The organism is Quyinboa mangrovi (genome assembly GCF_042219825.1).
GTDB lineage: Bacteria > Bacteroidota > Bacteroidia > Bacteroidales > UBA5342 > JBHJHP01.
Genome location: NZ_JBHJHQ010000023.1, coordinates 1 through 3,814 on the forward strand (window position 1 = coordinate 1; position 3,814 = coordinate 3,814).

Below are 3,814 nucleotides of genomic sequence, written 5' to 3' on the forward strand. Positions count from 1 at the left end.
AATTTTGTCTGGTATTTTTCTTTTTTCAGACATTTTAATTTTTACGTTACAGTCTCATTTTTAAATTATTGCTAACGGTTGGTACATGTTGTCGGGGCGGATGTCGGAGAGCGTTCCTGTCCGAAGGACATGGAATGGCGAAACGAGAATCCGCAGTTGGCGTACCACCGAACCCCGCCCTGCAATATGTACTTTGTTAGCGGTTCGGCTTTTTTTCTTTTGTCTTACATTTTGTGTTTGTCCAAAATTAAAATTCTATAAATGTTTTATAGTTAATTCTCAACTAAATAAAATGATTCAAACTTACGGATGAAGCATGCCTTATCCGTTTTAAAAATACCTTTTTCAAATGCCTGTCTATGTATCTCAGGAAGTTTTTTATATCTTTTTTTCCTCTTTCTCTCGGCACTTTTTAAAGTTATAAAGTCATAAGTACTGCTTAACATCATTACAACCTCAATTGTTTCACATGCATCGACAAGCTCTATCGTTGCTGGGTCCATTCCAACAAACATAAATTGTATTTTTTTCACAGAAACAGGGACGTCTATTTGGAAAAATCCATCCAGATTTGTTCTTCCAATCTCAACTGTGTCATCAATCATAATAAAAACTCCAGGCACTGTTTCTAAATCATCAGAAATCACCCTTCCTATAATAGTTTTATTCTGTGAATAAAGACTATATGTTGAAACACTTAGTACAATAGAAAGAATTAATAATTTCATCATTCCAATCTTATTTTCTTTTGGTTTGTCAGTATACCAAGTCGTCATTTTAAGCTGACCGCTAACGTTCCCGCAGTATGGTGTCGTGCGGTTGACTGTCCCACGAAGTGGAGACTGTCAAGCCGAAAAGACGCCAGAATGAATACGAATTTGCAGGTTAAAAGAGCCGCATGCACTATGACTGCGTGTTAGGTGGCGTTTTTATTTCATTTTTCTAAATTTATTCCACTTTTCTTTTTCCCGATGATTAATAATCCGTTCGTATTTTAAGCAAATCTTATTTGAAGTTTTTTTCATCTTGAAACCCTTTTCGTAATTTGTAACAAATTCATAATGAAAACTATCATTGCTAACCCCTTGTAATATAATCTCGTAGTCATATTTATTTACATTATTAATTCTTTGCCCTATTGGTTTGTACCCAACAATACTAATATAGATTGAATCACAATTGATTATTTTGTTTCGTGGAATTTCGGCTTTCTTCTTGTTTATATTTGACATAGTAGTATAAGCCATTTTTTTTCTTTTATATAAACTGACTACAATCTGATTAGGCTCATCTCCATGAATTGAAATAAACATTGTATCATTTTTTGATGGCCTTATTTTCTCAAGTCTACTATTTATTTGAGGTTTGATATTGTATGGTTTTATAAATAATCTTTTATTCCTGATATCTATTTCTCCTGAACCTCTAAAAATTGTGTGTAATCCATCCCCATATGATATCAATTCATATTCAATTTGACTTCCTTCGATTTTTATTTTTTGATTGTTACAGGTATATATTCCATCAAGATTTTGCGCTTTGATAAATTGAGAAAGTATTGTAAATAGTAAGAATGTCAATTTAATTGTTTTCATATTCTATGAATCATGAAGTTTTTAAAATTATGATTCTTCTTTAGTAAATGCCACCTAACGTTCCCGCAGTATGCTGTCGTGGCAGTTTCTTTCCGACGGGAAAGGAACTGTCAGGACGATAGGAGCCGGCAGCGAACGTTGAATTATTTGGTTTAAAAGTACTGCCATGCACTATGACCGTGTGTTGTATTTAGTACCTTCTTTTGTTCTCTCACCGGAGCTCTTTAATTGAACGGTTTCGCAAATTAAACACTTCGGCAAATCAAATGAGATTCAGCCGCCCATAGCCGGATAATGTAAATCAAACACTCTACGATATTGCGTCAAACTACGAATCTTCAAAGTTGTGTAGACTGAGATTCCACCCGACACCTGGTTTAAATCAAATGATGATCCAATTTTAAAAAGAACGTTTCCTCGCTTCAGCCGAAATAGGATGGAAGCCAGTTTAAATAATCAAACAACTAATCCCGGTATTAAATACAACGTTGAGTGTATGGTGTCGTAAGGGATTGCGGGCTTCAAACCTATCAAGTTACCACCCAAAATTGATGCGGGTGATGCCGCTCGAAAACCTCTGAAACCCTTATGCACTATACACATTGTTGTATGGCGTACTTTTTTCAATTATTCTCTCGACTAAATCCCGAAAAGTCTTTATTTCAGGAATAAACATCATATCACTTTGGTCTTCAAACTCTTTTTTTGATGCATTTCCTGAAAACAATCCAATTATCAAAAGAATCACCGCTAAACCAAATAAAGGATACCAAAAAAATCCAGCTATAAAAACCAGAATTAAAGCAAACCATATCAATGAATTTGATTTACTCAACTTTGTTTCAGTTGTCTTAATCTCTGGAATAACACCAGTATAGTTTTTATTAATCTGTTCTATAAACTCCCCAAAATGATTTTTCAAATATGGTTCAATCAATGATGACGGTTTCAAATCTTTAGTATCCACACCTCTCTTAGTCAAGTTTCTTTTAATTGTCTTAAACAATGAAGCCGAAAGACAGTCTTTTCCGAATACTTTAATCGGTTTTACAATTTCAATCTGTGCATGATTTGATATTAATCTGCATACATCTCCAAGTCGTTTGGTTCTTGATGGCTCAAGTGTAGATTCCCAGTCATTTTCCGAAATAGTAATTTCAAATTCCTCATTCAGATATTTACCTAATTTTCTCCATGGGAGTAAATCCATCGAGTTGCGCCATTCCTTTATTGAAGAATCCATTGTCAAATCAGCTGTTGGGTCAGCTTCAACATCAAATTGGCTGCATAGTCTATGTTCTTCCTTAAAAATAAAGAAAACTTCTTCTGGTGTTAATTTTCTATAGTTACTTTCCATTTGCAGTTAGGTTTCTTCGTATGCCATACAACGTTCCCGCGGTATGGTGTCGTGGCAGTTTCTGTCCGATAGGATAGGAACTGTCAGGACGAAAGGAGCTTTGCGCGAACGTTGATGTTTTTTGGTTAAATTACTGCCATGCACTATACCGTGTGTTAGCTGCTGGCTTTATATTTTTTTCTTAACAATGTAAGTTTTAAATTTCCATCAATATCTTCAAACTCTAATACCTTAAAAACATCAACCAATTTACTAAAGTTAAATAACCTTATAATCAATTCATCATTATCTTCAATTTTTATTTTGATCAAATCCCTTGATGTTAGAAAGGTGTTTGCAGGTGGTCCATAACAATGTTTAGATCTACAAATTATTAAAGCATTCTTTTTATAGAATGTCCAGTCTATTGTTTGGCATAAATTAAGATTATTTGCATGATTATTAATGTTATATAAATATATTGTATCTCGTTTATAATAAGCGCTATCTTCATTATTTATTATCCAAGGATTATTTCCAATAATAACTTTATTACGTTCTGGTTGGTTAATGCTTTTTCTAAAAATCTTATATAATTCATTCTTTTTCAAATCAATATCTTGAGCAATGCAATTTAATCCAATAGAGATTAATGAAATTATCAGGATTAGTTTTTTCATATTTAGTCATTTATAAGCTTGCAGCTAACGTTCCCGCGGTATGGTGTCGTGCGGTTGACTGTCCCACGAAGTGGAGACTGTCAAGCCGAAAACGACGACATACGCAATATGGGTTTACAAGTTTAAAAAACCGCATGCACTATGACCGCGTGTTAGTGCCAGTTTTTCTTATTTTATTTTCAGTCTCTGTCTGCAAAAAATCT

The 3,814-nt window shown here is 33.8% G+C and carries 4 protein-coding genes; all 4 read right to left on the minus strand.

Annotated elements, in window-relative coordinates; all coding sequences use genetic code 11:
- Nucleotides 1-272: 272 nt before the first annotated feature.
- On the minus strand, nt 273-731 hold the full coding sequence (locus ACE1ET_RS20265; protein WP_375730251.1) for a peptidase associated/transthyretin-like domain-containing protein: 459 nt from the start codon (nt 729-731) through the stop codon (nt 273-275).
- A 198-nt stretch (nt 732-929) separates the two neighbouring features.
- Nucleotides 930-1,595: a hypothetical protein gene (locus ACE1ET_RS20270; protein WP_375730252.1), complete on the minus strand. Its 666-nt coding sequence runs from the start codon at nt 1,593-1,595 to the stop codon at nt 930-932.
- 586 nt (nt 1,596-2,181) lie between these two features.
- A complete protein-coding gene (locus tag ACE1ET_RS20275; RefSeq protein WP_375719574.1) occupies nt 2,182-2,952 on the minus strand; it encodes a hypothetical protein in 771 nt (256 codons plus the stop codon).
- A gap of 155 nt (nt 2,953-3,107) precedes the next feature.
- Complete coding sequence (locus ACE1ET_RS20280) at nt 3,108-3,611, minus strand: hypothetical protein (RefSeq protein ID WP_375730253.1); 504 nt, start codon at nt 3,609-3,611, stop codon at nt 3,108-3,110.
- Nucleotides 3,612-3,814: the final 203 nt, after the last annotated feature.

What these genes read in the sequence shown, in the direction of transcription:
- ACE1ET_RS20265 (WP_375730251.1), bottom strand. Translation starts at nt 731, where the DNA reads ATGATGAAATTATTAATTCTTTCTATTGTACTAAGTGTTTCAACATAT.
- ACE1ET_RS20270 (WP_375730252.1), bottom strand. Translation starts at nt 1,595, where the DNA reads ATGAAAACAATTAAATTGACATTCTTACTATTTACAATACTTTCTCAA.
- ACE1ET_RS20275 (WP_375719574.1), bottom strand. Translation starts at nt 2,952, where the DNA reads ATGGAAAGTAACTATAGAAAATTAACACCAGAAGAAGTTTTCTTTATT.
- ACE1ET_RS20280 (WP_375730253.1), bottom strand. Translation starts at nt 3,611, where the DNA reads ATGAAAAAACTAATCCTGATAATTTCATTAATCTCTATTGGATTAAAT.